Annotated in this window: 1 protein-coding gene; it reads left to right on the forward strand. The window is 34.0% G+C overall.

Annotation, left to right across the window (positions count from 1 at the left end; translation table 11 throughout):
- Nucleotides 1-1,594, forward strand: a 1,594-nt coding sequence (locus tag I3255_RS13615; RefSeq protein WP_238039286.1) for a hypothetical protein, incomplete at both ends; no start/stop codon positions are given.

The following is a 1,594-nucleotide window of genomic DNA, read 5'->3' on the forward strand; positions in this document are numbered from 1 at the left end:
AAAAAGTTCCTTTTTGAAAACCCGTCATTGCAAGAGAAAACATACTTTATTGTAAGAGATGGGGCTGACTTCAAGGAGATTTTTACACTCAGAAAATATGGTCATGTATTACCTATAGGTATTGATGGTTTTTCTGAATTAGCCAAGAATGTAACAAAACAAGAGGTAGAAGAAGGTATTATATTTACCGACTCTTTAATTAAGCATGAGATTTACGAAGGTCAAACTGATTTTCGCGATATTGATAGTGAAAAGCTTTTTCTCTATGGCGATTACGAAACAGAAAAGTTGCATGATGCACTTCGAAGGATAGAGTCGATACCTTACTTCATCAAACGTGATATTGTGTCCGTCTGCCTTGATAACATTAAAAGCAACAACAACTTACTTCTTATTGGTGACCTAGGTAATGGAAAATCAATAATTCTAGAGATGTTAGCCTATGGGCTTACTACAAATGGATACCACACCTATACATTATGTGATAATGGTGGGGATTACATTTCCGATCTTGATATAATCTCTAAGTATGAGCGTAACGCTGTTGTCATAGTTGATAACTTTTCAAACTACCCAGATCTAATTAAGCATATATATAAAACTAGGTTTGACAATTTGCTTTACATATTTGCTGATAGAAACTCAAATAATCTTAAGAGCATGGAGTCGCTAGATTTCATCGAGCATCATGTCGATTTACTATCGAGCAAAGAAATTGAAAATGCAGTTAAAATTATAGATAACTTAGCGGCATGGCAGGACTTCTCTGCGTTATCTCTTGAAAGAAAAGGTAAATTGGTAGCTGAAAAATATGGTTCCCAAATATCTTTACTGCTTCTAGGGCTTCTTAATAGTCCAAATATTAAAACTAAAATCCAACAACAGACCGAATTAATTTATAGTAATAGTGAGTTTAAGAAAACAGTATTCGCTATTTGTGTTTGTGAAGTGGCAAATGTTAATCCAACAGCTAGTTTAGTGTCTGAAATATCTGATTCTAATGCGATTTATAACATTTCACTTAGAGAATTAGATCCATTTAAGCAACTTTTCAAACTTACTGGAACGACAATTAAATCAAAGTCAAGTATTTTGTCTTTATCTTTGTTAAACAATACTTTTTCAGACATTTATGTAAGAGATGCTCTCCTAGATATTGTTGAGAGAACAGATTCAATAAAAGACCAAGAGATTGAAATAAAGAAAATATTTAAATCACTGCTCAGATTTCATGTGGTTGAAAGAATACTACCTCAAAATCAGGCTGTTTTAGATAGATATTACGAACAATTGAAGTTTAGATGCACATGGTTGATTGAAAGCCCTCATTACTGGGTTCAGTACGCAATGTGTCGACTGTCTTTCTCTGACTATCCTAGGGCTCAGAATTATCTAACTAACGCATACCAAAAGGCTGAAGCCAAAAAAGGATCTTATCATACTGATAACATAGATACTCAACAGGCTCGCCTATATCTTAATCAATGTATAGACATAAATAACGCTTCAGAGTCTTATCTGCTTTTCGAAAAAGCTCACAAGCTTCTTGAGCGCTTGCCTATTGAAGGGCGTAAATTCAGACAGGTTTTGCTAT

It is taken from the genome of Psychrobacter sp. Ps6 (assembly GCF_022129235.1).
Taxonomy (GTDB): domain Bacteria; phylum Pseudomonadota; class Gammaproteobacteria; order Pseudomonadales; family Moraxellaceae; genus Psychrobacter.